Below are 26,222 nucleotides of genomic sequence, written 5' to 3'. Positions count from 1 at the left end.
GGTCTCCGGACGAACAGGTTGCTTGGTCGCTACCGATCCTCCGGGCCTCGACCCACCTCACCCCGTCACGCCACGCCCGAGCGCCTCACCCCACCCAGAATGCGCAGAGCCTCTTTTCGGGCTCCCTGCAGCAGTTGCCGAGAAGTTTGAGCGAGACGCTCAGAATGCTTCACTGGCTGCCCTCACCAAAACGTTCGCCGGTTTGGGATCCGACGCGAAGGCGGCAGGCATTCAGCTTCTAATTCAACAGGCTCGCGCCGCTGTCGGATTGGAAGCGCCCAACGTTGCCTCTGCTTTGTTGGCCGTAGTGGCAACGGATCCAGAAGTCGCGAGGCCGTTCGCGAACGAGATTGCTCTCGTGACCTTGACCGCCCTCGGCGACAAAGCGGCTGCCCTCACGAGCGTCACAGCTAGTGGCGCTTGGGAGGTTGCAACGGTCGGTAGCCGACCTGAAGCTGAAGCCCTGGGCCATCTGGTGCTATCGAGCGACCTGGCCACCACAGACGACAACCTTCTCCAGCGTGTTCTACGTTCTGGAGCGCGGTCGGTGACGCTCTCGCCCAAGAAGGTCTCGGAGCTAGTAACCCATCGCCTCATGGTGGAAGATCCCGATGTGTTCGTCGACGCTCTTCTCAGCGCAGAGGACCCTCAACGAACCGCCGTCCTCGTTGCCAGCGAAGAGGCTCTCGTTGCAAAGGTCGCCGAGGCCATCACTGAGTTCACGGCAGCAAAGGCTGCCCGCGAAAAGCGCGAGAAAGAAGCAGCAGCAGCTCGTGCGGCAGGCAGAGCAGTCGCTGCCCCGGCCGACGATGACGACTCTGAGGAACCCTACGACCCGGTGAACGTCCTCGCCGCTCTGGACCGACTGCTGAAGTCTGTCAGTCCAGAAAACGAAAGCGCGGCAGTCGTTCTAAGAATCCTGCTAAAGGTCGACAAGATAAAAACTCGAGAGATCGTGCAGAGGCACCTCAATGCTTCTCTCGTTCGAGACTGCGAGGTCGCTGCGCTAGTACTGGAGCAGGCACACTGGCGCGTCACTCGTCTTTGGCCGAAGTGGTTGGACTCGTGGCCCGCCGAAGAGTTTGCTGACGACTCCCGTAGTGAGACGGCGCTCCTGGCGCTTGTTGACACGATGTGGCAACGCGCCGCGGTGGACGTGAACACTCTCGATGAAGAGGAGTTGATGCCCGGAGCGATCTCAGTCGCGCGTTTGCTCGACTATTGCAACGCGCAACTTCGATCCCGGGTGGTAGACATCGTCGCGCTCGATGATGTTCCTATGAGCGACGATGAGCTCGCCGCGCACAAGCATCGTACGGCAGTCGCTGACGTATTCGTGCGCGCCGGGGTTATCCCGCGATTGGCTCTTGACACCAAGCGGGCGGAACTTCTCACGCTTGCGCTAGGTGAGGATCTTGTTGAGGAGGAGCCTGAGTCAGAACTGGCGGAATGGGTATTGAAAGAGGTCACGTCGCTACTCGACTCTGATCTGGCTGAAGACGCGCTGGCGTCTCTCATCGCTGCCGGGTCCGGCGAAACCTGGCTGAGCGAGCCCGATGAAGCTCGTCTTCGAGTCCGCCTCCTTGAGCACCCCGAACTCGATGTCGCGACTGTTCCTCCTGTGTCTGCTGACGCGGTGGCAGCGAGCCGCGCGGACCTAACCGGGCCCGCCTTCATTGATCTTGAGCAGCGATGGTTGAAGGGTACAGACGCTCCGCTCGCGGACGTACTCGCAGTGCTGAGGCCCGACCTTCCGACCGCGTCGTCCTCGTTGTTGTCCGCCGTCGCTACTTGGCGCGCGAAGCTCGCTCCCGCCGAACAGTTCTCGCTGTTGGAGTCGTTCATCTCCAGTGAAGCAGCGGCCGTTCAATCCGCCCGGTTGCTCTCTGCGGTGGGACTCAACGAGGTGGATGAGTCGAGCGTCGCGTCGTTGCTTGTCGACCGGTATCGCCGTTGCACGAACAACGAGGGTCGCCGCGCGGTGTTGCAGATCACGCAGATGGCCAACTTCTCAACTCCCTCCGCGCGCAAACGCATCCTGCTCGAGGTGATTGCGCCGATGCTGTCGTTGAACACGTCGGCCGCCGACATCGCTCTCGAGTACGCCGTTCGGTTGGGGAAGCCCATCCCCAGCGGGGTCCGAAGGAGGTTGGGAGAAGCGATGGTCGAATCTGGAGGGAGATTCCCCGCAGTCGCTAAGAAGGCCGAGGACTCGCTTCGCAAGCTCGGGTACCCCATCAAACGAAAGGGACTGTTCGGGCTCGGCCGCGAGGTTGACACTTCAGAGGCGCCTTGAGCATGATTGTTCCTTCGTCGAGCGAACGCCTTGCCTCTTTCATGAGGATCAGCCAGCTAGATGTAGTTCCGTCTCAGGTGCCGGATTCGACCGCCAAGTAGGCGTGTGGCCGCATCGCGCGGATCGGCGGGGGAGTGGTGGTGCTCCAGGCACGCAGGCTCATCGCAGAGTCATTCATCCACACGACCGTGAACGTACCCGCGGTATCTCACATTTGTGTAGTGCTCGTGCGCTCCCATCGCTGTGTAACTGAACCCGAAGCTATCCGCGACCACGGGCCCGGGAATCGATGCAACGAGTTCGTCGAGAGCGGTGTTCTTACCGGCGAGGATGCTCACTCCGAGGTCGTTGAGCTCCTTCTTCAGCTGTTCACGCGTTACGTGACGACCTGCGCGGGCTCCGGGGAAGAGGTTAAGGGTTGGCATCAACGGGCGCTGTGCGGGTGCGCGCGCATCGGAGGTCAGGAGTGCGCCATTAGCACCAACTGGCGCCGCGCACTACCTTGAGGTTCAAGAGCTCGTCGGGGAGCGGCTGAATTGCATCCGATGGAATAATGACCACTTAAGCTGACATAATGTGCATTATCGGTGTTACGTGGGAGAGCCTCCCGCACCGGCAATAGGGTCGAATCATGTGGGAGACGCTGACCGGGTTCGTCGTGGTGGGCGTCGCCATCGCCGTCGGCTACGTCCTCGGACGCATCGACCTGCTCGGCCCGCACGCCCGTCACGTGCTGAGCCGCCTGACCTTCTTCGTGCTGTCGCCGTTCCTCCTGTTCGTCGTCCTCGCTCAGGCCGATGTCCACACGCTGTTCTCCGCACTGCTCCCGGTCTCGGCGATCGCCGCCGTCATCGTGTTCGCGGTCTACGCGGCGATCGCGCGGTTCGTCTGGCGTCGCGGCATCGCGGAGACGCTCATCGGCACCCTCTCCGCCGGCCAGGTGAACTCGAACAACATCGGCATCCCGCTGTCGCTGTATCTGCTCGGCAGCGCCGCCTACCCGGCGCCCGTCATCCTTCTGCAGCTGCTGGCGTTCACTCCCGTGGCGATGGCGATCCTCGAGTCGATCTCCACGGGAAAGCGACGTCCGATACCGATCCTGCGCCGGACGCTGACGAACCCGATCGTCGTGGGCTCGGTGCTCGGCGTCCTCGTGTCGCTCTCGGGCTGGCGGATGCCGCCCATCGTCATCGATCCGCTGCAGCTCATCGCGAACGCGTGCGTCCCCGTCCTCCTGATCGGCTACGGAATCTCCCTGCACGGCCAGCGGGTGCTCGGCGCGCCGGGCCGACGCCGTGACGTGCTCCTCGCCTCCGGGCTGAAGCTCGTCGTCATGCCCATGGTCGCGTGGACGGTCGCGACGTTCCTGTTCCGCCTCGACGCCCACGACGTGCTCATCGTCACCGTGCTGGCCGCTCTTCCCACGGCGCAGAACGTCTTCAACTACGCCCAGCGTTTCGATGTCGGTGAGACGATCGCCCGCGACAGCGTGTTCCTCACGACGCTCGGCTGCGTGCCCGTCCTGCTCGGCATCACGCTCGTCCTGGGCTGAGCACCGCGGCGCGCATGTTGCGCGTCGTGTCACGCGCCGACACGTCGGGGGTCTACAGTGATCGTGACACAGTTCACAGCAGTCTACCAGAAAGGGTTCCCCCATGACCGCTGACACGGACTTCGGCAAGGCCGCCAAGAGCAGCATCCGCACTGCTCTGGGCATCGGCGGCGTGCTGTCCATCATCCTCGGCATCTTGATCCTCGTGTGGCCGGCGAAGACGGCGATGGTCGTCGCGGCCATCGTCGCCATCTACGCCATCGCGGCCGGACTCGTCTACGTCGGCATCGGCATCTTCGCCGTCGGCAAGGGCGGGTGGTCCCGCGTGGGCCACGTGCTCCTGGGCGTGCTGTTCGTGATCGCGGGCATCGTCGCGTTCGCGAACCTCGGCGCCACGACCCTGTGGCTCGCGGCCTTCCTCGGCATCCTCGTCGGTATCATGTGGATCGTCGAAGGTGTGGTCGCCCTGTCCACGCTCGAACTCGCCGCCTCGCGCGGGTGGACGATCTTCTTCGCCATCATCTCGATCGTCGCGGGCCTCACACTGCTGTTCTCCCCCATCTGGGGAGCGGCGACGCTGTGGTGGCTCCTCGGCATCGGCGCGGTCGTCCTGGGTGCGATCCAGATCGGACGCGCCTTCTCGTTCGGCAAGTAGCCCGTCACGACGAAGCGCCCCGCGGTCTCGGCCGCGGGGCGCTTCGTCGTGGTCTGCGGGTCAGGCGCCGCCGAACGAGCTGACGTCCCCGACCAGGCGCGTGTTGTCGGCGGGGATCGGCTCGACCGCCGCGAGGGCGACCTCGGCGGCGAACTCCGACACGTTGTAGAGCTTGCCCGCCGACTCGCGGCGCTCGGCGATCGCGCCGGGGTTGGCGCGCTCGAGCAGGGTGGCGGTGATGGTGCCCTCGATCATGTCGCCGGAGACGACCACGAAATCGACGCCTTCCGCCGAGAGTGCCGGGATCCGCTCGCGCAGCGCGTCCTCGCCGGCGCGCTTGGACAGGGCGACCGGCTCGTACTCCGGCATCGTCGGCGTCGTGCGGATGAAGTGCGCCTGGTGGCTGGTCACGAACACGACGCGGGATCCGTCGTGCAGGAGCGGACGTGCGGCATCCAGGACGTTGAGCTGCGCATCCCGGTTGAGCACCAGGGCGTAGTCCTCCCCCATGCCGCTCTCCATACCGCCGGAGGCGTTGAGCACCAGCAGGTCGAGACGTCCGAAGGTCTCGCGCACCTGGGTCATCATGTCGGCGACGGATGCCGGATCGGTGAGGTCCGCTCCGACCACGAGCACGTCGACCCCCAGCTCGCGCAGCTGCGTCGCCAGCTTCTCGGCGCGCGGCGCCTTGTTGCGGTAGTTGATGACCACGTTGGCGCCCGCCTGGGCGAGGTAGGTGACGGTGTCCGCACCGATGCCCCGCGACGAGCCGGTGACGAGGGCCGTCTTCCCGGTGAGGGATCCGGCGGGAATGGGCTGGGACATGCGTGCTCCTACATCGCTACGAGGTGTCGGGCGGGCTCCGACGACCCTCCGACCCTACCAACCGGCTCGGTCCGCATCCGGAATGTTAGAGTGCGGACAGAGGTGTCGAAGGAGCCGAGCATGTTTCCGGATCTGACGCAGTACATGTGGATCGCGTGGCTCGTCCTCGCGCTCCTGTTCATCATCATCGAGCTGCTCACTCTCGAGTTCACGTTCCTGATGCTCGCGGGCGGGACGCTCATCGGCGGTCTCGGCGTCAACCTCCTGGGCGGCGAGTGGTGGCTCCAGGTCCTCGCGGCCGCCGCGGTCTCCGCGTTGCTCCTGTTCACGATCCGGCCCCTTCTGCTCCGGGCCCTCCATCGCTCCAGCGCCCTGCATCCGACCAACGTCGACGCGATCGCGGGCCTCGGCGGACGACTGGTCGCGCCGTTCACCGGTGACGTCGCCTCGGCGCGCCTGGACAACGGCGAGCTGTGGTCGGTCGCGGCGACGCCCGAAGGCGTCCGGATCCCCGTCGGTGAGCGCATCGTCGTCACCGCCGTGCGCGGCGCCATGGTCGAGATCGCGCCGGCGCCGCTCGCCCCTCCCTCCTCCCCCACTCCCCTCACCGACAGGAGCGCAGACTGATGGTCGACATCGGAGCCTTCGCGGGACAGATCTTCGTGATCGTCCTGCTCGTGGTCGTGGCGGTCTTCGTGATCGTCGTCATCTTCCGATCGATCAGAATCATCCCGCAGGCGTACTCCGGCGTCGTCGAGCGGCTCGGCCGCTACCAGCGCACCCTCTCCCCCGGGCTCAACCTCCTCGTGCCGTTCATCGACCGCCTCCGCCCCCTGGTCGACATGCGCGAGCAGGTCGTGTCCTTCCCGCCTCAGCCCGTCATCACCGAGGACAACCTCGTCGTGTCGATCGACACGGTCGTCTACTTCCAGGTCACGGATGCCCGCGCGGCCACCTACGAGATCGCCAACTACCTCTCCGCGGTCGAGCAGCTGACCACGACCACACTGCGCAACGTCGTCGGCGGGCTGAACCTCGAAGAGGCGCTGACGAGCCGCGACGAGATCAACGGGCAGCTGCGCGTCGTCCTCGACGAGGCGACCGGCAAATGGGGGCTGCGCGTGTCGCGCGTCGAGCTGAAGGCGATCGATCCGCCCCACTCGATCCAGGACTCGATGGAGAAGCAGATGCGCGCAGAGCGCGACCGTCGTGCCGCCATCCTGACCGCCGAGGGCTCGAAGCAGTCGCAGATCCTGGAGGCGGAGGGTCGTCGCCAGGCGGCGATCCTCGGCGCGGAGGGCGACAAGCAGGCGGCGGTGCTCCGCGCGCAGGGCGAGGCGGAGGCCATCCAGATGGTCTTCCACGCGATCCACGCGGGCGAGCCGGACCAGAGCCTGCTGGCCTACCAGTACCTGCAGACGCTGCCCAAGATCGCGCAGAGCCCGTCGAGCAAGCTGTGGATCATCCCGAGCGAGCTCACCGAGGCGCTGCACGGGATCGGCGATGCGCTGGGCGGCCGGGTCGCCGATGTCGGTGCGGCACGTGCCCGCGCCCCGCGTCCGGCGACGACCGCGCCCACGGCCCCCGCATCGGACGCCGCCAGTGAGGCGGTCGCCGCGGCCCGTGCGGCGGCATCCGCGGCGGACGACATCGCCAGCGCGGCCCATGCCACCGATACCGGCGTGGACGCCATCGTGCCGCCGCTCGCCGGCGACGCATCGGGCCCGGGCGACGCCTGAGGTGTCCGCGGCACGACACCCCTACTTCTCCCGCTCCCGCCCCCGCGTCCTCGCTCACCGGGGCTTCCTGCCTCCGGATGAAGCGTCCGACGGCGCCGTGGAGAACTCCTTCACCGCTGTCGCCGCCGCGCACGCGGTCGGCGCGGAGTACGTCGAATCGGACTGCCACCTCACGGCGGACGGCGTCGTCGTGCTGTTCCACGACGACGACCTCTCCCGCGTGACGGGCGACCCTCGCGCGGTCGCGGCGGTGCGGCACGGAGAGCTCGCGCGAATCATGGCGGACCGCGGCGGGCTGCTGACGGCGGCGGAGGCGTTCGATGCGTTCCCGACGCTGCGCTTCAACCTCGACGTCAAGGCCGCCGCGGCCGCGCTGCCGCTGGGGCGGATCGTGGCGCGCCACGCGGACCGCACACTTCTGACGAGCTTCTCGGACCGCCGGCGCCGAGAAGCGCTCGAAGCGGCGCACGCCGCGGGCGGGAGGCCCGCGACCTCGGGCGGTCAGGCGACGGTCGCTCGTGTGCTCGCCGCGGTGACGACGGGATCGACGGCGCTCGTGCGCGCCGCGCTCGGCGGCGTCGACGCGCTGCAGGTCCCCGAGCGGGCGGGCGTCGTGCGCGTGGTCACCCGTCGCCTCCTCCGACTCGTGCACGCCGCCGGCGCGGAGGTGCACGTCTGGACCGTCAACGACCCCGACGACATGAGGCGCCTGCTCGATCTCGGCGTGGACGGACTGGTCACCGACCGTGCCGACCTCGCCCTGGGGGTGGTCCGGCGGCGGGCGTCCTGAGCATCGCCTGTGAAAGGCCGCATCGACCCGGAGGTTCGGATGCTGCGCACAGGTCGACGCGTTATACCTGACTGGACGAGAGGACCACACAATGGCAGATCGCAGCTTGCGCGGCATCCGACTCGGCGCTTCCAGCCTACAGAGCGAGGAAGGCGTCGTGTTCCATGAGCGCGCGAACCACACCTATGTCTGCACGCAGTGCGGACGCGAGACCGTGATGACGTTCGCGGCCGACGCCGAGCTCCCCGAAGCGTGGGAGTGCCGGACGTGCGGCGCCGAGGCGGTGCGCCGCATCGGCGACACCGTGGTCGAGGTCGACCACTCCGGCGACAAGGTCGCCCGGACGCACTGGGACATGCTCCTGGAGCGTCGTACCGTCCCCGAGCTCGAGGAACTCCTCGAGGAGCGCCTCGCCCTGCTGCGTGCACGGCGCGGCTCCGGCGAGGACGCGGCGCGCCTGAGCGCCTGAGCGACGAACCTCGGACGTCGGCTCCCGATCTCGATCGGGGGCCGACGTCTTTCGTCGTGTCCGGGCCCGTCAGCGACCGAGGCGTCGACGCCGCACCGATGCGACGCCCACGGCGGCGAGCGACAGGATGCTCCCCCACCCCAGCAGCAGCTGGATGGCGCCGCCGGCGACCACCGCGGGCGTGAGCCCGGTTCGCAGGGGGACGTCGGTGACCATGGCACCGGGCTCGTCGGCGGGCAGCTGGTCGATGGTGGATCCGTCGGGAGCGATGACCTGGCTCGTCCCGACGGTGGACAGGTTCACCACGGACCGTCCGGTCTCGACGGCCCGCATCCGCGCGAAGGCGAGCTGCTGCAGGTTCTCGTCGGTGTCGCGGAAGTCCGCGTTGTTGGTCTGGAACATGTAGACCTCTGCGCCCGCTCGCGCGCCGTCCCACGCCACGTCGTCGTAGATCACGTCGAAGCAGATCGCGAGACCGATTCCGACACCTCCGACGGTCACGAACGGCGCGGTGGTCCCTGGGGTGTACTCGCGCTGGATGAGATCGATCAGATCGGGGGCGAACTGCCTCCAGAACGGTCGATCCGGGACATATTCTCCGAAGGGCACGGGGTGCCGCTTGTCGTATGTCTGGGTCGGATTGTGTTCGCCCGCCTCCCAGACGAGCGAGGAGTTCAGGTACTCGTCGCCGCTCTGCCGCACCGCGCTCACCAGCAGCGGCGCCCCCGTCCGCTCCGCCACGTCGTCCAGCACGGCGGCCACGGATCGGTTACGCGTCGGATCGCCGTCGACGCCCCCTTCCGGCCACAGCACGACATCGACGTCCCGTCCCTCGATCGGCCGGGTCGCGGCGACCTGCGCGCGCAGCACGTCGAACGGCGCACGCTCGTCGAAGTAGCCCGCCGGGCCGTTCCCCTGCACGGCCCCCACGCGGATCGCACCGGCGTCGGACGTCGGGAACGCCGGCAGGGCGAACAGCACGACCAGCGCCACGACGGCGGGGACCGCGCCCGACAGCCTCGCCCTCCCCCTGCGCACGCCGCCACCCCGCACGGCCTCGACACCCGCCGCGCACGCGAACACGATGAGGAACGACAATCCGCTGATCCCGGTCCAGGAGGCGACATCGGCGAGAGGGGACGAAGCCTGCGTCACACCGATCCGCGCCCACGGGAAGCCGCCGTACGGGAAGCTTCCGAGCAGCTGCTCGCGCGCGACCCAGAGCCCGGCGACGAGGGCGGGAAGGGCGAGCAGCCGCCCGGCGGGGCCCGGAGCCACCCGCGGCATCCAGCGGTACGCCAGGGTGATCGGAACGGCCATCGCCGCGGTGAGCAGGGCCTCGAGGGTGGAGAGTGCGACCCACGGGACGGGTCCGAGGTAGCGCGCCGTGAAGGAGAGGTTCACGAAGAACAGCGCGGCGCCGAACACGAAGCCGACCAGGAACGCGCCGCCGGCGCGCCGGCCGATCAGGGCGATCAGGGCCAGCGGCACGGCGACGAACACCATCGGCCACCACGCCAGGGCGGGGAAGGCGAGCGTCAGCACGAACCCGCCGCCGGCAGCGGTCAGCACGGCGAGCCAGAGCGGCAGGAGGGGCCGCGGCACAGCGGGTGCCCTCACAGCGACCCGTACACCACGATGCCGCGTCGCACGGACTCGAGCGCCGCGCGCGCCGTCGCCGCCACGGGTGGCTCGGCCACCAGCGAGAGCTGGTCGAGGAGGTCGATCGTCTGCTTCGCCCAGCGGACGAAGTCCCCCGCCGCGAGGTCGGCCTCGTCGAGCACCCGGTCCAGCGACGCACCGCGCGCCCACGAGTGCATCGCGGTGGCCAGACCCGTCGCGACCGGGTCGCTCCCCGGCAGACGGTGGTCCTGCTCGAGGTCGTCGAGCCGCGCCCAGAGCTCCTGCGTCACGCTCAGCGCCTGCCGGAACGGGCCGCGCGGCAGTCCGTGCTCGCCCGGGCCCGCCTCGTCGCGGCGCGGCTCGTACACGAGGCAGCACGCGAGGGCGGCGAGGCCGGGTGCGTCGAGCGAGGTCCACAGTCCCTGGCGCAAGGCTTCGGCGATGAGGAGGTCGCGCTCTCCGTAGATGCGTTTCATCGTCGCGCCGGCGGGGGTCAGCGTCGCCGCCCCGTCCGCGGCGACCCGGACGTAGTCGAGTGCCACGAGGACGTCGACCACCCGATCGAACACGCGCGCCACGGTACCCGTACGGGTCTGGATCTGCTGCCTCACCTTGTCCACGCGCCGCCGGAGCTTGGCGTAGCGTTCGCCCCAGCGGGCATGGGCCTCGCGATCGGGGCAGGTGTGACAGGGATGGCGCTGCATCTTCCGCCGGAGCGCCTGGATCTCCTGCTGCCGCTGGTCGCGGATCCGTGCGGGCGCCGTGCGATCCGCGCGGTTGAGCTTCTCCAGGTCGCTGAGGTCGCTGCGCACCTGGGCATACTCGACGAAGTCGCCCCGGTCGCAGGTCATGGCCGCGACGTAGCCCGCGAGCGACTCCTCGGCGTCCTTGACCTCGCGGGCCAGGCCGACGACGGCGCGGTCCGCCTGGAACTGCGCGAAGGAGGATTCGAGGATCTCCCGCGCGCGCTCACGGCCGAACCGGTCGATGAGGTTGACCGCCATGTTGTACGTGGGGCGGAAGCTCGAGTTCAGCGGATACGTGCGGCGCGAGGCGAGGGCCGCGACCGCCTGGGGATCGAGCGCCTCGGTCCACTGGATGACGGCGTGGCCCTCCACATCGATCCCGCGGCGGCCGGCACGGCCGGTGAGCTGGGTGTACTCCCCCGAGGTGATCGCGACACGGGCCTCGCCGTTGAACTTCTCCAGCTTCTCGAGCACGACCGTGCGCGCGGGCATGTTGATGCCGAGGGCGAGCGTCTCGGTCGCGAAGACGACCTTCACGAGCTTGCGGCGGAAGAGCTCCTCGACGACCTCCTTGAACGCGGGGAGGAGACCGGCGTGGTGGGCGGCGACGCCGCGCTCCAGGTTGTCGCGCCACTCCCAGTAGCCGAGGACCTGGAGATCGTCCTCGTTCAAGGTGCGGGTGCGCTCGTCGATCACGCGGCGGATCTCGTCGCGCTCCTCGCGCGAGGTCAGTCGCAGACCCGAGCGACGCACCTGCTGGACCGCGCCGTCGCATCCGGCCCGGCTGAAGATGAAGAAGATCGCGGGCAGCAGGTTGGCCCGCTCGAGCAGCTGGACGACCTCGGGCCGGTCGAGCCGCTCGATCCGCTGCACGTTCGCCGAGCGCACCGGGCGCCGTCCGCCCTTCGCCGGGCGCTGCTGCCCGGCGCCGTATCCGCCGCCCGAACGGAAGTCCTGCGCGCGGCGGTTGTTCTCGTAGCGCGCTCCCGAGCCACCGCGGATCCGCATGAGCTCCTGGTTGACCTGCGCGGTCGCGATGCCGGCCCGGTCGTCGAAGAGGGGAAGCAGATCGCCGCGCACGAGCACGTGCTGCTCGAGCGGGACGGGCCGCGTCTCCGAGACGATCACCTCCGTGTCGCCGCGCACGGTGTCGAGCCAGTCGCCGAACTCCTCGGCGTTCGAGACGGTCGCCGACAGCGAGACGAGTCGGACGTCGGCGGGGAGATGGATGATCACCTCCTCCCACACGGCTCCACGGAAGCGGTCGGCCAGGTAGTGGACTTCGTCCATGACGACGTACCGCAGCCCGCGCAGCGCGGACGAATCGGCGTACAGCATGTTGCGCAGCACCTCGGTGGTCATGACGACCACACGAGCGCCCGCGTTGATGTTCGTGTCGCCGGTGAGGAGCCCGACCTCGCTCTCGCCGTAGACCTCCTGCAGCTCGCGGAACTTCTGGTTCGACAGGGCCTTCATGGGGGTCGTGTAGAACGCCTTCTCCCCCGGGGTCAGCATCGCGAGGTGGATGGCGAACTCGCCCACGATGGTCTTCCCCGCGCCGGTGGGCGCGGCCACGAGGACGCTCCGGCCGTCCTCGAGCGCCTGGCATCCGGCGATCTGGAACGGATCCAGATCGAATCGCTGGGCCGCCGCGAACTCGGCCGTCACGGGATGCGACCTCCGCGCCTGGGCCTGCGCGTAGCGTGCGGCGGGATCGCTCACGTGATCGGCCCCAGCTCGGCAGCCGTCCGCTTCGCCCGTCGCCGATCGAAGAGCATCGACAGCCCGGCGGCGGCGAAGAAGAGCACGATGAGGATGCCCGCGAGCAGCAGCATGCTGACGATGTCCGCCGCAGGGGTGGCGAGCCCCGCGAAGCCGACCGCGATGAGCACGGCGACCCGCCACGCCTTGACGATGGCGAGGCCGGTCATGATCCCGGCGAGGTTCAGTGCCACGAGGAAGACCGGGACGACGAACGAGACGCCCACGACGATGATCAGCTTGAAGACGAAGTCGTAGTAGTACTTCGCCTCATAGAGGTTGTCCGCGCCCTGCGCGGAGAACGTCGCCATGATCTCGACGATGTGGGGCATCACCCACCAGCCGACGAAGCAGCCCGCGAAGAACAGCGGGACCGCCGCCGACACGAAGCCGATCGTGTAGCGGATCTCCTTGCGCGTCAGCCCCGGCATGAGGAACGCCCACAGCTGCCAAAGCCACACGGGCGCCGAGAGGATGATGCCGACGACGAACGAGATCCGCAGCCTGAGATCGAAGGGCCCCGTGATGGTCGAGTACATGAGGCTCACCATCGCCTCATCGCCCCGCCGCTCCGCCACGATGCGGATCGGCTCGGTCATCGCGGCGATGATCCAGTCGGTGAGCACGTAGGCGATCACCATGCCGACGACGAGGGCGACCAACGCGATGATCACCCGTTTGCGCAGCTCGACGAGATGCTGTCCGAGCGACATCCGCTTGTCGCCGCGCGGAAGGTCGTCTGCTCCGAGCGGCGGATGCTCCGCCGTGGCCACCGCCGGGTCAGGACTTGGCGTCGGGCGCGCCGGGGGCCGGGTCCGCGGGCGCGGCGACGGGAGGCTGCACAGTGGGGGCGGGGGCGGCGGTGTTCTCGGCGGCCGCGGCGGGCGCGTCGTCGTCCTTCATCGCCTTCATCTCGCCCTTGAAGATCCGTGCCGACTGACCCATGCTCTTGGCGAGCGCCGGAAGCTTCGCCGCGCCGAACAGCAGCAGGATCACGATCAGGAGGATCCACAGGTGCGGACCGGCGAACAGGTTTCCCATTGCATCCCCTTGTCAGAAGCGTCCTGCCCAGTGTAACCGCCCGCGACCCGGGCACGGTGAGTGCACGCCGGACGCGTCGCGATCAGCGGTACTGCTCGAGTCCCGCGCGCGCCCAGTCCGCCGTGGCCGCCCGCACGTCGGCGGGGCCAACCACCTCGAGGTCGCCGCCCAGGCGTGCGGCGAGACGCTTGAGGCTGCGCGCGTCGCCCACGCGCATCCCCGCGGTGCGCACGCCGTCGGCTCCGCCGCGGTCCTCGACGACGAAGTCGGCGAGCAGCGCGGAGACGGTCTCCCGGTAGCGCACGGCCACCTCGACGTCGGTGTCGGCGGGCTCGAACAGCCCGGGGAGCGGCTCGGTCGCGTGGGCGGCGGGGATCTCGGTGAGACGGACGTCGGAGACGCGGTCGAGGTGGAAGGTCCGCACCGCTTCGCGCAGATGGCACCACCCCTGCAGGTACCACTGCCCGCCGGCGATGTGGACCTTGACGGGGTCGACCGTGCGGGTGGTCACGGGTGCATCGGGCGCCTGGTAGCTGAAGGACAGCGCGACCCCGCGCCGGAGCGCCTCGGCGACGGCGATGCGCACGTCGTCGACCGCGGCCGAGGCGACGATCACGTCGGCGGGTGCGCTGGAGGCGCCGCGGGCGAGCTTCGCGAGAAGGCCCTGCACCACGTCGCTGTCGCCCACGCCCGGGAGGGACGCGGCCAGCTGCAGGCCGGCCAGCAGCGCCGCCGCCTCGCGCGCGCTCAGCCTCGGGGTGCGCTCGAGTCCCACCGCGTTCGTGATGACGATGAGGTCCTGCTCGTCCAGCAGGTCCCAGTCGATGTCGAAGAGATCGTTCGCCATCTGCCAGAAGCCGCCCTCGCCGGGCAGCCCGATGACGGTGAGCTTCTCGACCATCGCACGCATCTGGGCCGGCGTGACGTCGAACTCGTCCGCCGCGTCGGCCAGCGACACCTCGCCCTGCCCGATGAGATAGGGCACGAGCTGCAGGATGAGCGCGGCGCGATCGGTCGCCAGAAGGGGCTTGCGCTCGTTCACGACGTTCCTCCGTGGACCTCGAGCACGCGGCGCAGCCGCGCGATGACCTCGTCGCGCAGCGCGGCGGGCTCCACGACGCGCACCTCCGGGCCGTAGGAGGCCAGTTCGTCGGCGAAGATGTGCACGTCCACGAAGGGGACGTGGATGCCCTGATCGGCGGGGGCCGCGCGACGGCTCAGCCGCAGGGCGGCCTCCGTCCCCGGAGTCACCTCCAGCAGCGCCCGCTGGCGGGAGGCGAGCTCGTCCAGCCCCGCGAGTGCGCGTTCGCCCGCGCCCTCGCGCTGGGCGAGGTCGAAGCGGGCCGTCGTGATCTCCACGTCGGAGGCGATCCGCGACAGCAGGAACGTCCGGTCGTCGTCGCGGTCCAGGTCGAACCCGTACACGTGCCAGCGCGCCTCGTACTCGATGAGGGCCAGGGGCCGGATGCGTCGGCGCCGAGCCGCCCCGTCGCCGGGCTTGACGTAGGTGAAGCCGACGACCCTCCCCTGCTCGATGGCACGCTGGAGAGGACCGAACGAGGGCTCTCTCAGGTTGATCCGCGGCGAGTATCCGATGATCGGCGCGTCGACGTCGATGCCGATCGCGCGGATCTTGCGCAGGCCGCTGCGCGCGTCGGCCGACATCGAGCTCTCGCTCCACACGCCGCTGGCGAGGTTCAGCAGAGCCAGCTCCGCCGGCGTGAAGTCGATGTCCGCGGGCAGCTCGTACTCCGCGGTCGGGATGCGGTAGCGCGCCTCGCGGAGATCGTCGGGATCGGCGTAGTCGCCGATCGTCTCGATCTGGATCGACAGCCCGCGAAGGGTCTGCTTGTCGCGCTCGAACATCTTCTCGAGCGCGTCCTTCGACGCGCCCGCGGTGCTCTGCTCGCGATACCCGGCGACGGAGGACAGGATGGTGTCCTTGGTCAGACCCTGCTCGGTCGCCATGAGGGCGACGACGAGGTTGACGAGTCGCTCCTCGGGGGCGGTGCGAAGGGTCTCGGTGGGCACCCGCCCATCCTAGGATGCCGCCGTGCCGCCGGGGCCGCTCGGCCTCAGCGCGTCGGGGCGGGGTCGTCGATACCGAGGATGTCGACGACGTAGATCGTCGCCGAACCGCCGTCGGTCGTCGCCGGCGCGACGACGAGCAGCTGCGAGCCGACGGTGGCGCCCTGGAGCTGCGACGCGAAGGCGACCTTGCTGCCGGGGGCGACCGGTGCCGACGCGCCGCTCTGCCACGTCGAGTCGTTCACGGCGCGGGTCTTCCAGTCGACCGCGAGGTACTGGACCCGTGCGGTGTCGTCTGCGCCGACGGCGGGGCCGGTGCCCTTCTTCAGCGTCTCCACCACGAGACCGTCGGGCGCCGCGCCGTCCGGCACGATCACGCCCGGCCGCCCATCGGGGGCGGTGACCACCGACGGCATTCCGCCCCGGTCGTTGTACTGGGGCGCGCCGTCCGCCGCGCCGAGGTAGACGCGCTGCAGGTCGACCGTCACGACGAGCGTCTGGCCGGAGGTGAGTCCGAGGCCCTGGACGGCCTCGTCGGACATGTCCGAGGAGGGGATCGCCCCCACGATGCGCGAGCCCTCCGTCGCGCACATGAGCATCGTCGCCAGACCGGCGAAGCGTGTGCCCCACGAGGCGACGGACTGCACCTGGGTGCCCGACTCGCCGATGACCTGGCCCGTCGCCCCGTTGGCGAGGGCGATCGAGAACTGCACGTCCTGCACATCGCTCGTCACGCGCATCCCGTCGCCGACGGTCACATCGGTGAACGTCGTCTGCGGGACGTACACCGGTGCGTCCAGCGCGAGGGCGGGCGTGCCGAAGTCGCCCGACGTCTGGGCGAAGTCGAGCACGGTGGCATCCGACTGCGGGCGGTCGCACGAGGCGCCGGGGGTACCGGCGGGGGCGGACGAGCAGGCCGCGAGGGTCAGGACGGACAGCCCGAGGACGGCGAGGACGGCGGGGACGCGATGCACCGGATCAGTCTACGTCGCCGGTCGCGGAAGCCACGTCGTCGTCGGGCCCTTCCCCCGCGAGCCGAGCGCCGTCGGCCGCGCGCTGCGCCTCGCGGACGCGCTTGCGCAGGTTCTTGTCCGTGATCTCGCGGTCTCCGACCGCGCCGGGGGTCCAGATCTCGACGTCCTCGTCGGCGTAGCTGGGCTTCTTGAGCGCGCGCTTGCGGACATCGGGCGGCATGGCACCCGGGGCGAGGCGGCGCGCCGTGATCAGGAACCCGGTGTGTGCGACCATCCGGTGGTCGGGCCGGACGGCGAGACCCTCGACGTGCCAGCCGCGCACCATGGTCTCGTTCGCCTCCGGCTCGGTGAACAGGCCGGTTCCGCGCAGGTACTCGGCCACGCGACTGAGCTGCGTCGCCGTCGCGACGTAGCAGAGGACGACTCCGCCGGGGGCGAGCACCTCGGCGACGGCGTCGATGCACTCCCACGGGGCGAGCATGTCGAGCACGACGCGGTCGACGGACGCCGGGGAGACGGCGCCGGGCAGCTCGTCGACCAGATCGCCCACCACGACCGACCAGGTGTCCGGTTCGTGGCCGAGGAAGGTCTCCACGTTCGCGTGGGCGACCTGCGCGAACTCGTCTCGGCGCTCGAAGGAGACCAGGCGTCCCGCCGGCCCGATGGCGCGCAGCAGCCAGAGCGACAGCGCACCCGAGCCCACGCCCGCCTCGACGACGGTCGCGCCGGGGAAGATGTCGGCGGCCGCGAGGATCTGCGCCGCATCCTTCGGGTACACGATGGCCGCGCCGCGCGGCATCGACATGACGAAGTCGCGCAGGAGCGGGCGCAGGGCGAGGTACTCGTGGCCGCCGGAGTTGGTGACCACGGAGCCGTCGGGCTTGCCGATGATCTCGGTGTGCCGGAGCACGCCGTGGTGCGTGTGGAGCTCTCCCCCGTCGCGCAGCGTCACGGTGTGCAGTCGGCCCTTGGGACCGGTCAGCTGCACGCGGTCGCCGAGGCGGAAGGGGCCGCTCGGGCGCAGGTCGGTGTTCATGGGCGGCCTTTCGCGCCGTGGGTCGCGAAGACCTCGGCGATGTCGGAGGGGGTGCGGTGGGCGAGGGACGGCCACAGGACGTGCGCGCCCGTGCCGACGAGGGAGACCATGAGGGGGACGCCGATCGTGGTGACCCCGGCGGCGACGGCCGAGCGCACGCCGGTGGGCGAGTCCTCGATCGCGACGGCGTGGGCGGGGTCGATGCCCAGCGCGGCGCACGCCTGCAGATACGGATCCGGGAACGGCTTAGGGCGCGTGGCGTCGTCACCGGCGACGATCACCGGGAAGCGGACCTCGGGGAGCGAGGCGACCACGACCTCCGCCATCCGGCGCAGGGACATCGTCACGAGGGCGCACGGCACGCCCGCCTCCCCCAGCGCGACGAGCATCTCGCGCGCGCCCGGCCGGAGCGGCGGGCCCTGCTCGAACAGCGCGAGCGACACCTCCTCGGTGAGGTGATCGATGATCTCGCGGACCCCCATGCGCACGCCCGCGGCCTGGAGGATGCCGGCCGAGGTCTCGAGGCCCTGTCCGACCAGCGTGAGGGCCTGCTCGTGCGTCCAGGTGCCGCCGAAGCGCTCGACGAGCGCGCCCTCGGCCGACATCCAGTAGGGCTCGGTGTCGACCAGGGTGCCGTCCATGTCCCACAGCACCGCGGCGGGCATCGCTGCGCGCGTCGGGGCGGGGGCCGTCTCGGCGCCGGGGTGCGAAGGGTCGGCCGGCGCGCAGGTCATCGTTCCATGCTAGGCGGTCGCCGCCCGCGCGCCGCGGGCGACGCGTATCGTGGGGGGAACGGTTCAGGGACGATGAGGAGCGGTGTGGACGAACTGGGTCAGCGGGTGCTGGTGGTCGCCTTCGACGGATGGAACGATGCCGGTGAGGCCGCCTCCGCGGCCGTCGCCCACATCCGCGAGTCGGGGGCGTATCGCGAGGTCTTCGCGGTGGACCCCGAGCTCTACTTCGACTATCAGTACACCCGCCCGCAGGTACGCCTGGACGCCGAGGGGGCACGCCGCCTCGTCTGGCCGGATGCGACCGTCTGGCGGCCCCTGCACCCGGTCGAGGGCACACGGCTGTGGCTCCTGTCGGGATTCGAGCCCGCGCGCGCCTGGCAGGCCTTCGTCAGCGAGCTCATCGATGCCGCCCTGCGCGAGGACATCACGGGGATCGTCGCCCTCGGCTCCATGATGTCGGACGTGCCGCACACGCGACCGATCTCCGTCTTCGCCGGGAGCGACAACGACGCCCTGCGCGCGGCGCTCGGTCTCGAGAAGCCGACCTACGAGGGCCCCGCAGGCATCCTCACGGTGCTCGCGACCGCCGCGGAGGCGGCGGGCATCCCCTGCGCGGCGCTGTGGGCCAGCGTGCCGCACTACGTCGCGGGCCATACGCCGTCCCCCAAGGCCACCCTGGCCCTCCTCGACCGGCTCGGCGATCTCACCGGCGCGGTCATCCCGCGGGGCGAGCTGCCGGCGGACTCCCTCGCGTGGGAGGCGTCGATCGACGCGGCCGCGTCGGACGACGAGGAGATGACCGAGTACATCCACCAGCTCGAGCAGACCCGCGACACGTGGGATTCCCCCGAGGCGTCCGGGGACGCCATCGCGCAGGAGTTCGAGCGATACCTCCGCCGAGGCGGCGACGGCCCGCGCGGGCTCGGACCCGGACAGGGCCCGGACGGTCCGCGCCGCTGATCCGGCCGGGTCAGTAGGCCTGCAGCACGCCGAAGCTCAGCAGGACGATCAGCACGATGCCGAGCGCGAGGCGGTAGAGGACGAACGGCAGGAAGCTGCCGCGCTTCAGATACCGCATGAGGAAGGCGATGACGGCCAGCCCGACGCCGAAGGCGACGACGGTCGCGACCAGGGTCTCCAGCATCGTGAAGACCTGGTCGCCCGGGTCCTTGATCGCCTGCAGGAGCTCGTACAGCCCGCTCCCGAACACGGCGGGCACCGCGAGCAGGAACGCGACCTCGGCGGCCGCCGGGCGCGTGTAGCCGAGGGCGAGGCCCATCGTCGTGGTCGCGCCGGAGCGGGAGACGCCGGGGATCAGCGCGAGCATCTGGGCGAGCCCGAGGGCGAGGCCGTGGCCGAGCGTGAGGTCCTTCTCGGTGCGGACGCGTCGACCCAGGGCATCCGCCGCGCCCAGCAGCAGGCCGAACACGATCAGCACGATCGCGACGAGCCAGAGGTTGCGGAACGTCCCACGGATGGCGTCCTGGAAGAAGTAGCCCGCGATCCCGATCGGGATCGTGCCGATGATGACGATCCAGCCCATGCGCGCGTCCGGATCGTCGCGCGCCACCTTGCCGGTGAGGGCGCCGAACCAGCGACCGATGATGCGGACGATCCGGTGCCAGAAGTAGACGAGGACCGCGAGCTCCGTGCCGATCTGGGTGATCGCGGTGAAGGTGGCGCCGGGGTCCTCCGCCGAGGGGAGGAACTCGCCGAAGATCCGCAGGTGGGCGCTGGAGGAGATGGGCAGGAACTCGGTCAGCCCCTGTACGAGCCCCAGGATGATCGCCTCGAACAGGTGCATGCGCGGCCTTTCAGTACGTCCGGATCAGATCGGTGAGCACGCGCTGCCCGAAGACCAACGCGTCGAGCGGGACGCGTTCGTCCACCCCATGGAACATACCGCTGAAGTCGAGGTCCGCCGGGAGGCGCAACGGGGCGAATCCGTAGCCGGCGATCCCGAGTTCGGCCAGGGCCTTGTTGTCGGTGCCGCCGCCCATGAGGTACGGGATGACCGGGACCCCGGGATCGTGGCGCTCGAGCGCCGACACCATGGCCTCCACGAGGGCGCCCGCGAAGGGAACCTCCAGGCCGATGTCGCGGTGCGCCACGTCGATGACGATGTCGTCGCCGACGATGCGCTGGATCTCCGCCAGCACGCGGTCCTCCTGCCCGGGGAGGGTGCGCACGTCGATGGCGGCGCTCGCGGCATCGGGGATGACGTTGTGCTTGTATCCCGCCTCGAGCCCGGTCGGATTGGCCGTGGTGCGGAACGTGGAGCTGAGGAACGGGGCCGCGGAGCCGGTGTGCGCGGCCACGGCGTCGGGGTCGGGTTCGGCAGCATCCTCCCCGGCAGGGCCGCACAGCGCCGCGAGGTCCGACACGGTCTGGCGCGTGGTCGCCGTGAGCTCGATAGGCCAGGTCGTGCGCCCCAGGGCCGCGACCGCCTCGGCCAGGCGGGTGACCGCGTTGTCGGGATGCACCCGGCTGCCGTGACCGGCGACCCCGCGCGCACGCAGGTGCAGCCAGAGCAGCGCCTTCTCGCCCACCTGCAGCAGGTAGGCCCGGCGATCGCCGACGGGCACGGAGTATCCGCCCACCTCGCTGATCGCCTCGGACGCCCCGGCGAACCACTCGGGGCGGTCGCGCACGACGAGCTGCGAGCCCTCGACGCCGCCGTTCTCCTCGTCGGCGAAGAACACGAGGATCAGGTCGCGTTCGGGACGCTCGCCGGCGCGCAGGATGTCGGCGACGGATGCCAGGATCATGGCGTCCATGTCCTTCATGTCGACGGCGCCGCGGCCCCAGAGCATTCCGTCGCGGATCTCTCCCGCGAAGGGATCGACGCTCCAGTCCTCCGCGACGGCGGGCACGACGTCGAGGTGGCCGTGCAGGACGAGTGCGGGCTTCGTACGATCGCGCCCGGGGACGCGGGCCATCACGTTGGTGCGACGCGGGATGGGCTCGTAGTACTCGGGGACGAGTCCGAGCGACGTCAGGAACGCGCCCACGTACTCCGCGGCCTCGCGCTCGCCGTGCGCCCTCCCCTCGCCGTAGTTGGTGGTGTCGATGCGGATGAGGTCGCGCGCCAGGCGCACCACCTCCGGAAGGTCCCGATCGGTCATCCCTCCACGCTAGCGCCCGCCGACGCGGTCCCACGTCGCCGACCGTGCGCTCCCGGACGATCGGGTGTGCGCGCACGGCCGATCGGACGGACTGCACGTCGCCCTAGCGTGAGCGGTCAGTACTCAACGAGGAGGAACCCGCCGTGCTGTCGCCCTTCACCCCCGTCGTCGACATCGCCGCAGCGATCCGTCGCCGCGACATCAGCCCCGTCGAGCTCACCCGGCTCTACCTCGCGTGACCGTGCTCCCGTTCGGATCCTCGATGACCGCGACCGGCGTCGCGCCGAGGGCGCAGGACGTGATCGTGGCCGTGAGGTGCGGGGTGTCGAGGGCCACCAGGTCAGACGCGTGCTCCGACGTCGTCGACGGCCCGAGATAGCCGCTCACCATCGTCCGACCGTGCTCGATCGTGGTCCGCATCGACGTTCTCCCTCGAATGTCTGTGGCGACCCCCAGATTACAAGATGCACTCAACTATTGCCGTTGTCAACGAAAGGGCCGAGGCGGACGACCCGGTGCGCCGCCGCGATCGTCTCGGGCCGATGGGCGATCACGAGGGTCGCGCAGTCCCGGCGCCGCCTCAAGAACTCCATGACGACCGCGTCGGCGTCCGGGTCGAGCGATGCCGTCGGCTCGTCGAGGATCAGGATGCGGGGGTCGACGAGGAGTGCGCGGGCGAGCGCGACGCGAGCGCGCTGCCCACCGGAGAGCCCCGCCCCGTATTCGCCGACGGGTGTGTCGAGTCCCGCCGGAAGGCCGGTCGCAGGATCGAGCAGGCCGACGGAGGAGGCGGCGTCGACCACGGCGGCCTCGGTGGCGAGGGGATCCCCCACGAGGATGTTGGAGAGGATCGTGCCCCGCAGCAGCGGGGAGGACTGCGGGACGGTCGACACACCGCTCCGGAGCTCGTCGTCGGTGAGAGCGCGGATGTCTGCTCCGTCGATGCGGATGCTGCCGGCATCCGGATCCCACATGCGCAGCGCGAGCTGTGCGGCCGTCGTCTTGCCCGCTCCCGACGGGCCGGTGAGGGCGACGACCTCTCCCGGCCGCACGTGGAGCGAGAAGTCGTCGAGCACCGGAGCCGGGCTTCGTGGATCGTACCCGAAGCGCACGCGGTCGAAGACGAGCCCCGACTCGCCGGCGGTCCGCGGGTGCCGCCCGGGAGCCCCGTCGGAGACCGACGCCGGGTGGTCGAGGACGGCGGTGATCCGTTCCGCGGCCGATCGAAGAGTGCCGGCGCTGCGGAGCAGATCGGCGATCTGCCCTGCTGGCCCGAGCCCGGCGACCGCGACCATGATGGCGAGCGGAATGTGCTCCGGCGGGACGGCGGAGCCCTCGAGCAGCACGGCGGCGATGGAGCCGAGCGCGGCGAGGGCGAAGACGACGTCTCCGACGGCGCGCTCGGCGCCGAGACGGGACGCCTCGCGCGTCTGGAGGCGGGCGAGCGCGCGCGTGTCGTCCGTGAGCCGCTCCACCTGGGCGGGGAACCGCCCCGCCCCCGCGAGCTCTCGCATGCCTCGGATCGTGTCGAGGACGTCGGAGCGAAGTGCCGCCGCGCCCGCCGCGAGCGCGGCGCCGTCGCGCTGCGCCCGTCGCGCGGTGAGCACGGGGATGACGACGCCGACGATCAGGAGGGGCACCCAGACGAGCAGGAGCAGTGGGGTAATCAGGAGGGAGACGGCCACGCTCGTGGCGAGCACGAGAGCGGCGCTGAGCGTCTGCGCGGCGGTGTGCGCGTAGAGCCATTCGAGCGTCTCGATGTCCGCGACGACGGTGGTGACGAGATCGCCTGTCCGCCGCTGCCGGACGCGTGCCGGCAGGGCGCGGCGCAGCGCGTCGAACACGTGCCCGCGGAGAGTCGCGATGAGCCGGTAGGCGAGGTCGTGCGAGACCCACGACTCCCGCCAGGCGGCAAGCGCAGCGAGCACGGAGAGCACGACGAGGGTGATCGCTGCCCCGAGGAGGGGGAAGGGCGTGCCGGTCATCGCGTATCCGACGATCAGAGCGAGACCCAGGGTCGCAGCGAGGGCCGCGGCGTGCGAGACGACGCTCCACACCACCGTCTCGGCGAACAGCGCCCGGCGGGTCGCGATGACGGGGAGCAGACGGAGGATGGTCTTCATCGCCCCTCCCCCCGACCCGGGGCCTCGCGCACGGCCGGTGCGGCGTCGCCCACCGCCGCGAGTCGGCCGTCCCGGAGCACGACCCGGCGGGTCGCGTGCGTGCACGCGGACTCACGGTGCGCGATGACGAGGATCGTGCGCGTCCGCCGCCGTGCGTGCGCGGCGAGGGCATCCATGACGAGGCGCTCGGTGTCGAGGTCCAGCGCCGAGGTCGACTCGTCGAGTACGAGCACCGGTGCCGGCGACAGAAGGGCCCGCGCGAGCGCGAGCCGTTGCCGCTGGCCACCGGACAGCTGCCCGCCGTTCTCGGCGAGCACGGCGTCGTACCCGCCGGGGAGCTCGATGATGACGTCGTGGATGCACGCGGCGCGTGCCGCGTCGACGATCTCGGTGTCGCTCGCATCCTCGCAGTAGAGACGGAGATTCTCGCGCACCGACCACGCGAAGAGAACCGGGTCCTGCGCGACGACGACCACACTGCGCGTGCGCGCGCGCTCGGTGAACTCCCGCAGCGGGATGCCGCCGACGGCGATGGAGCCGACATCGGGATCCGCGTCTCGTTCGAGCAGGCGAGCGAGCGTGCTCTTGCCCGATCCGGACGGTCCGATCACCGCGACGCTCTCCCCCGGTTCGATCCGCAGCGAGAGATCGGTGAGACCGGCGGACGTGCCGGGATAGTGATAGGAGAGATCCACGAGTTCCACGGCGCCGACGCGCGCGGGAGTGTCGTGCGCTCCCGTGGCGATGAGTGGGGCGGAGAGGACCCGGTCGAGCCCGTCCACAGCGGTCAGACCGAGATAGCCCGCGTGCCATGCCGAACCGAGATCGTGCACGGGCCTGAACGCCTCGCGCGCGAGCATCAGCACGAGGACGACGGTCGTGATCGGGGCGTTCCCCGTCGCGACGGCGATGATCGAGGCGAGCGTGGCGACGACGACTCCGAGATGCATGGCGAGGGTGCTGAGCGCGGTCCCGACCAGCGACAGGCGCAGCTGCGACATGGTCAGGTCTCGCACGGAGTGTGCCTCGGCGGTGAGGCGCGCTGCGGTGCGCCCGGTCGCACCGAATGCACGCAGCAGTGGGATCATCTGCAACGCCTCGACGTAGTCCGAGGACAGACGGGCGAGTCGCTCCCAGCGCAGCCGCCCGTTCCGCAGCAGGCGCGCGTCCCAGATCCGCGGCGCGAGCACCGCGACCGCGACCGCCGTCGCGAGCGCGATCCCCGACGTCGCCTCGTGCGCCCACACGAGGGCGACGACCCCCGCCGGCACCACCAGAGTCACCAGCAGCTGCGGGAGGTACCGGGTGTAGTACGGGTCGAGTCCCTCCACGCCGTCGAGCACGGTGGTCGCCGTCGCACCGGAGTCCCGTTCGACGGCGGGCACCGCGCGCAGCCTGTCGAGGAGCCGACGCCGCAGACGGATCCGCACCGCCGCACCGACCCGGGACGCGAGGAGTTCTCGCGCCCAGATCGCTATGCCTCGGGTCGCGGTGATCGCCGCGAGCACGACGACCGCGGGCACGAACGGGCCGGTGCCGGCGACGAGTGCGGTGATCACCGCCGCCAGGCTGAGCGCGAAGCCGACGTGCAGCGCCGAGATCAGTATCCCGGCGGCTGCGAGTGCGGCGATCGCGCCCGGCACCGCGCCGGCGAGTTCCAGCAGGCGGCGATGGATCACCGCGAGAACTGGGCAGGGTAGAGCTGCTCGGCGATCTGACGGACGACGGCGACGTTCCCGAGCGTGCCCGGGAAGACATCTGCGCTGGACACGGCGATGACACGGTCATCGCGCACCGCGGGCATGTCCGGGAACGTCCTGCGCAGGTAGTCGCGCGTCTCCGCCTCGTGCTCCGGCGCCCAGGTGGAGAACACGATCGCGTCGGGGTCTTCCGCGGCGAGAGACTCGGGGGTGATGGTCGCGGCGAAGAAGCGCGCGAACAGATCCTGATCCGGGGTGTAGACGCTGTCGGAGCCGGCCAGCCTGAGGATGTCGTACTCGATGCCCGCGCCGATCGCCTGCAGCGTGCCGCCCTCGTAGTAGACCTGAGCGACGCGCAGCTTGTCGACACCGGAGATCGCCCGTGCGACCTCGTCGAGCACGGCCCGGTTCTCCGCGATCAACTCGGCGGCCTGCGCCTGCACTCCGAAGATCTCCCCGATGTCGGCCAGATCCGTGAACAGGTCGGTGACTTCCCCGTTCATGCGCCGATCCGCACACCCGCCGGAGGCCACATAGACCGCGGCGCCGGCATCGGTGAGCTGCGGGATGCTGGCGAACCCCTGGTCTGCGGAGAACTCGTACGTCGTGGGCGAGTACACGAAGTCCGGCTCCACGCTCAGCAGTTCCTCGCGACTGGGCGGCATCATCCCGCCGATCACGGGGATGCCTTGGGCGAGCGCAGCGATGTCGGGAGGGAGTGTCGCGGCCGTCGCCTGGGCCTGGCCGGCCAGGTGCTCGGCCAGGCCCAGGCGCAGCAGGAGTTCGGTCTGAGCGGGGTGCATGCCCACGGCCGCCGTCGGCACGCCGCTCACGGTCACCTCGGAACCGCAGTTCTCGACGGTGACGGCCCCGGGGGCATCGGTGGCTGCGGGGGTGGTCGTGACGGCGCTGCCGCACCCGGTCAGGAGCAGGCTCGCCACGGCGAAGACGACGACGGCGCCTCGGGCACGGGAGCTCGAGTGGGATGGGGTGTGCATGGTGATC

General features: G+C 70.2%; 24 protein-coding genes. 8 read left to right on the top strand and 16 right to left on the bottom strand.

Annotated elements, in window-relative coordinates; all coding sequences use genetic code 11:
* Positions 1-358: 358 nt before the first annotated feature.
* The 3 genes from WFI00_RS13060 to WFI00_RS13050 all read left to right on the top strand — a co-directional run bounded on the left by WFI00_RS13060 (position 359) and on the right by WFI00_RS13050 (position 4,503).
* Entirely contained in the window at positions 359-2,296 is a 1,938-nt protein-coding gene (locus WFI00_RS13060) for a hypothetical protein (RefSeq protein WP_336633132.1), read from the top strand.
* 631 nt (positions 2,297-2,927) lie between these two features.
* Positions 2,928-3,848, top strand: coding sequence for an AEC family transporter (locus tag WFI00_RS13055; RefSeq protein ID WP_336633133.1), 921 nt, complete (start codon positions 2,928-2,930; stop codon positions 3,846-3,848).
* Positions 3,849-3,951: 103 nt separating this feature from the next.
* A complete protein-coding gene (locus WFI00_RS13050) occupies positions 3,952-4,503 on the top strand; it encodes an HdeD family acid-resistance protein (protein WP_336642367.1) in 552 nt (183 codons plus the stop codon).
* Positions 4,504-4,563: 60 nt separating this feature from the next.
* On the opposite strand, the gene WFI00_RS13045 is transcribed toward WFI00_RS13050, so the two are convergent.
* The gene (locus WFI00_RS13045; protein ID WP_336633135.1) at positions 4,564-5,328 is read right to left on the bottom strand and encodes an SDR family oxidoreductase; all 765 of its coding nucleotides are present in this window, start codon (positions 5,326-5,328) and stop codon (positions 4,564-4,566) included.
* 120 nt (positions 5,329-5,448) lie between these two features.
* On the opposite strand from WFI00_RS13045, the gene WFI00_RS13040 reads away from it, so the two are divergent.
* The 4 genes from WFI00_RS13040 to WFI00_RS13025 all read left to right on the top strand — a co-directional run bounded on the left by WFI00_RS13040 (position 5,449) and on the right by WFI00_RS13025 (position 8,326).
* Positions 5,449-5,955: an NfeD family protein gene (locus WFI00_RS13040; RefSeq protein ID WP_336633136.1), complete on the top strand. Its 507-nt coding sequence runs from the start codon at positions 5,449-5,451 to the stop codon at positions 5,953-5,955.
* Complete coding sequence (locus WFI00_RS13035; protein ID WP_336633137.1) at positions 5,955-7,067, top strand: SPFH domain-containing protein; 1,113 nt, start codon at positions 5,955-5,957, stop codon at positions 7,065-7,067. The genes WFI00_RS13040 and WFI00_RS13035 overlap by 1 nt, the downstream gene beginning before the upstream one ends.
* A gap of 1 nt (position 7,068) precedes the next feature.
* Positions 7,069-7,857: a glycerophosphodiester phosphodiesterase family protein gene (locus WFI00_RS13030; RefSeq protein ID WP_336633138.1), complete on the top strand. Its 789-nt coding sequence runs from the start codon at positions 7,069-7,071 to the stop codon at positions 7,855-7,857.
* 91 nt (positions 7,858-7,948) lie between these two features.
* Complete coding sequence (locus tag WFI00_RS13025) at positions 7,949-8,326, top strand: RNA polymerase-binding protein RbpA (RefSeq protein WP_336633139.1); 378 nt, start codon at positions 7,949-7,951, stop codon at positions 8,324-8,326.
* Positions 8,327-8,395: 69 nt separating this feature from the next.
* Here WFI00_RS13025 and lnt read toward each other — a convergent pair whose 3' ends face one another.
* The 9 genes from lnt to WFI00_RS12980 all read right to left on the bottom strand — a co-directional run bounded on the left by lnt (position 8,396) and on the right by WFI00_RS12980 (position 18,200).
* Positions 8,396-9,946, bottom strand: coding sequence for an apolipoprotein N-acyltransferase (gene lnt / locus WFI00_RS13020; RefSeq protein WP_336633140.1), 1,551 nt, complete (start codon positions 9,944-9,946; stop codon positions 8,396-8,398).
* Complete coding sequence (locus WFI00_RS13015; protein ID WP_336633141.1) at positions 9,943-12,417, bottom strand: DEAD/DEAH box helicase; 2,475 nt, start codon at positions 12,415-12,417, stop codon at positions 9,943-9,945. Before WFI00_RS13015 ends, lnt begins: the two co-directional genes overlap by 4 nt.
* Positions 12,414-13,169 carry a twin-arginine translocase subunit TatC gene (gene tatC, locus WFI00_RS13010; RefSeq protein WP_336633208.1) on the bottom strand — a complete coding sequence of 252 codons (756 nt, stop codon included), beginning with the start codon at positions 13,167-13,169 and terminating at the stop codon, positions 12,414-12,416. The genes WFI00_RS13015 and tatC overlap by 4 nt, the downstream gene beginning before the upstream one ends.
* A 67-nt stretch (positions 13,170-13,236) precedes the next feature.
* Positions 13,237-13,497 (bottom strand): Sec-independent protein translocase subunit TatA, encoded by a 261-nt coding sequence (gene tatA, locus WFI00_RS13005; protein ID WP_336633142.1) that lies wholly within the window; start codon positions 13,495-13,497, stop codon positions 13,237-13,239.
* Positions 13,498-13,579: 82 nt separating this feature from the next.
* Complete coding sequence (locus tag WFI00_RS13000; RefSeq protein ID WP_336633143.1) at positions 13,580-14,539, bottom strand: helix-turn-helix transcriptional regulator; 960 nt, start codon at positions 14,537-14,539, stop codon at positions 13,580-13,582.
* Positions 14,536-15,528 (bottom strand): helix-turn-helix transcriptional regulator, encoded by a 993-nt coding sequence (locus WFI00_RS12995; protein ID WP_336633144.1) that lies wholly within the window; start codon positions 15,526-15,528, stop codon positions 14,536-14,538. Before WFI00_RS12995 ends, WFI00_RS13000 begins: the two co-directional genes overlap by 4 nt.
* 44 nt (positions 15,529-15,572) lie before the next feature.
* On the bottom strand, positions 15,573-16,499 hold the full coding sequence (locus tag WFI00_RS12990) for a peptidylprolyl isomerase (protein ID WP_336633145.1): 927 nt from the start codon (positions 16,497-16,499) through the stop codon (positions 15,573-15,575).
* Between the two features lie 4 nt (positions 16,500-16,503).
* Complete coding sequence (locus WFI00_RS12985) at positions 16,504-17,535, bottom strand: tRNA (adenine-N1)-methyltransferase (RefSeq protein WP_336633146.1); 1,032 nt, start codon at positions 17,533-17,535, stop codon at positions 16,504-16,506.
* Positions 17,532-18,200, bottom strand: a complete 669-nt coding sequence (locus tag WFI00_RS12980; protein WP_336633209.1) for an HAD family hydrolase — start codon at positions 18,198-18,200, stop codon at positions 17,532-17,534. Before WFI00_RS12980 ends, WFI00_RS12985 begins: the two co-directional genes overlap by 4 nt.
* Positions 18,201-18,353: 153 nt before the next feature.
* Here WFI00_RS12980 and WFI00_RS12975 point away from each other — a divergent pair, with 153 nt between their 5' ends.
* A complete protein-coding gene (locus WFI00_RS12975) occupies positions 18,354-19,229 on the top strand; it encodes a PAC2 family protein (RefSeq protein WP_336633147.1) in 876 nt (291 codons plus the stop codon).
* A gap of 10 nt (positions 19,230-19,239) precedes the next feature.
* Here WFI00_RS12975 and WFI00_RS12970 read toward each other — a convergent pair whose 3' ends face one another.
* The 6 genes from WFI00_RS12970 to WFI00_RS12945 all read right to left on the bottom strand — a co-directional run bounded on the left by WFI00_RS12970 (position 19,240) and on the right by WFI00_RS12945 (position 26,215).
* Positions 19,240-20,073, bottom strand: a complete 834-nt coding sequence (locus WFI00_RS12970; protein WP_336633148.1) for an undecaprenyl-diphosphate phosphatase — start codon at positions 20,071-20,073, stop codon at positions 19,240-19,242.
* A 10-nt stretch (positions 20,074-20,083) separates the two neighbouring features.
* Positions 20,084-21,394, bottom strand: coding sequence for a M20/M25/M40 family metallo-hydrolase (locus tag WFI00_RS12965; RefSeq protein WP_336633149.1), 1,311 nt, complete (start codon positions 21,392-21,394; stop codon positions 20,084-20,086).
* 216 nt (positions 21,395-21,610) lie between these two features.
* Entirely contained in the window at positions 21,611-21,814 is a 204-nt protein-coding gene (locus WFI00_RS12960; RefSeq protein WP_336633150.1) for a hypothetical protein, read from the bottom strand.
* Between the two features lie 50 nt (positions 21,815-21,864).
* Positions 21,865-23,517 carry an amino acid ABC transporter ATP-binding/permease protein gene (locus WFI00_RS12955; protein WP_336633151.1) on the bottom strand — a complete coding sequence of 551 codons (1,653 nt, stop codon included), beginning with the start codon at positions 23,515-23,517 and terminating at the stop codon, positions 21,865-21,867.
* Positions 23,514-25,196 (bottom strand): ABC transporter ATP-binding protein/permease, encoded by a 1,683-nt coding sequence (locus WFI00_RS12950; protein WP_336633152.1) that lies wholly within the window; start codon positions 25,194-25,196, stop codon positions 23,514-23,516. The genes WFI00_RS12955 and WFI00_RS12950 overlap by 4 nt, the downstream gene beginning before the upstream one ends.
* On the bottom strand, positions 25,193-26,215 hold the full coding sequence (locus WFI00_RS12945; RefSeq protein ID WP_336633153.1) for an ABC transporter substrate-binding protein: 1,023 nt from the start codon (positions 26,213-26,215) through the stop codon (positions 25,193-25,195). The genes WFI00_RS12950 and WFI00_RS12945 overlap by 4 nt, the downstream gene beginning before the upstream one ends.
* Positions 26,216-26,222 lie beyond the last annotated feature (7 nt).

It is taken from the genome of Microbacterium sp. MMO-56, assembly GCF_037146215.1.
Classification (GTDB): domain Bacteria; phylum Actinomycetota; class Actinomycetes; order Actinomycetales; family Microbacteriaceae; genus Microbacterium.
Note: the sequence above shows the minus strand (reverse complement) of the source record. Positions and strands in the feature narration are given on the sequence as shown.

What these genes read in the sequence shown, in the direction of transcription:
- WFI00_RS12960 (WP_336633150.1), bottom strand. Translation starts at nt 21,814, where the DNA reads ATGCGGACCACGATCGAGCACGGTCGGACGATGGTGAGCGGCTATCTC.
- tatC (WP_336633208.1), bottom strand. Translation starts at nt 13,169, where the DNA reads ATGTCGCTCGGACAGCATCTCGTCGAGCTGCGCAAACGGGTGATCATC.
- WFI00_RS13055 (WP_336633133.1), top strand. Translation starts at nt 2,928, where the DNA reads ATGTGGGAGACGCTGACCGGGTTCGTCGTGGTGGGCGTCGCCATCGCC.
- WFI00_RS13040 (WP_336633136.1), top strand. Translation starts at nt 5,449, where the DNA reads ATGTTTCCGGATCTGACGCAGTACATGTGGATCGCGTGGCTCGTCCTC.
- WFI00_RS12945 (WP_336633153.1), bottom strand. Translation starts at nt 26,215, where the DNA reads ATGCACACCCCATCCCACTCGAGCTCCCGTGCCCGAGGCGCCGTCGTC.
- WFI00_RS12970 (WP_336633148.1), bottom strand. Translation starts at nt 20,073, where the DNA reads ATGCACCTGTTCGAGGCGATCATCCTGGGGCTCGTACAGGGGCTGACC.
- WFI00_RS13050 (WP_336642367.1), top strand. Translation starts at nt 3,952, where the DNA reads ATGACCGCTGACACGGACTTCGGCAAGGCCGCCAAGAGCAGCATCCGC.
- WFI00_RS13025 (WP_336633139.1), top strand. Translation starts at nt 7,949, where the DNA reads ATGGCAGATCGCAGCTTGCGCGGCATCCGACTCGGCGCTTCCAGCCTA.
- tatA (WP_336633142.1), bottom strand. Translation starts at nt 13,497, where the DNA reads ATGGGAAACCTGTTCGCCGGTCCGCACCTGTGGATCCTCCTGATCGTG.
- WFI00_RS12965 (WP_336633149.1), bottom strand. Translation starts at nt 21,394, where the DNA reads ATGACCGATCGGGACCTTCCGGAGGTGGTGCGCCTGGCGCGCGACCTC.
- WFI00_RS13045 (WP_336633135.1), bottom strand. Translation starts at nt 5,328, where the DNA reads ATGTCCCAGCCCATTCCCGCCGGATCCCTCACCGGGAAGACGGCCCTC.
- WFI00_RS12955 (WP_336633151.1), bottom strand. Translation starts at nt 23,517, where the DNA reads ATGAAGACCATCCTCCGTCTGCTCCCCGTCATCGCGACCCGCCGGGCG.
- WFI00_RS12985 (WP_336633146.1), bottom strand. Translation starts at nt 17,535, where the DNA reads ATGAACACCGACCTGCGCCCGAGCGGCCCCTTCCGCCTCGGCGACCGC.
- WFI00_RS13035 (WP_336633137.1), top strand. Translation starts at nt 5,955, where the DNA reads ATGGTCGACATCGGAGCCTTCGCGGGACAGATCTTCGTGATCGTCCTG.
- WFI00_RS12980 (WP_336633209.1), bottom strand. Translation starts at nt 18,200, where the DNA reads ATGCCCGCCGCGGTGCTGTGGGACATGGACGGCACCCTGGTCGACACC.